Here is an 806-nt window from a genome sequence, read left to right on the forward strand (position 1 = left end):
CGAGAGCGCCTTGGCCTTGATCTTCTCGGTGTTGAGGCCTCTTCCGTTGTCGGCGATGCAGATGATGATGTGGCCGCCCTCGTGATAGGCGGACAGCCGGATGGTGCCCTGCTCGCCCTTGCCGCTCGCCGTGCGCTCGGCCGGGGTCTCCAGGCCATGGTCGGCGGAGTTGCGCACCATGTGGGTGAGCGGGTCCTTGATCAGGTCGAGCACCTGGCGGTCGAGCTCGGTGTCGGCGCCGTGCATCTCCAGCTCGATCTGCTTGCCGAGTTCGCTCGACAGGTCGCGGACGATGCGCGGCAGCTTCTGCCAGGCATTGCCGATCGGCTGCATGCGCGTCTTCATGACGCCTTCCTGCAGCTCGGCGGTGACGTTGGAGAGGCGCTGCAACGGCACCTTGAACTCGGTGTCCTCGTTGCGGCGGGAGATCTCCAAAAGCTGGTTGCGGGTCAGCACCAGCTCGGAGACCATGGTCATCAGATGCTCCAGCGTATCCACGTTGACGCGGATCGACTGGTTGGCGACGCGGTCGCCTTCGGTGACGCTCTCGTCCGCCATCGATTTCTTGGGCGAGGGTTTTGCCTCCTTGGCCTTCTCCTTGGCCTTCTCCTTGGCCTTGGCCTCCTTGGCAGCCTCCTTCGCAACAGGCGCCGGGGTGGCGGCCGGCGCGGGCGCGGCGGCAGGAGCCGCAGCCGGCGCGGGCACCTCGATCGCGGTCTCGCGGAAGGCGCGCTCGAGCTCGTCGAGCGACACCTCGCCCGGACGCAACGGGCGCTCCAGCGCCTGCTCGATCAGCGTGCCCTGAG

The 806-nt window shown here is 67.2% G+C and carries 1 protein-coding gene; it reads right to left on the reverse strand.

The genetic code is table 11. The features are described from left to right. Nucleotides 1-806: chemotaxis protein CheA (locus Q2941_RS51770; RefSeq protein WP_458197565.1), on the reverse strand; the 806-nt coding region annotated here is incomplete at both ends.

It is taken from the genome of Bradyrhizobium sp. UFLA05-153 (assembly GCF_054185185.1).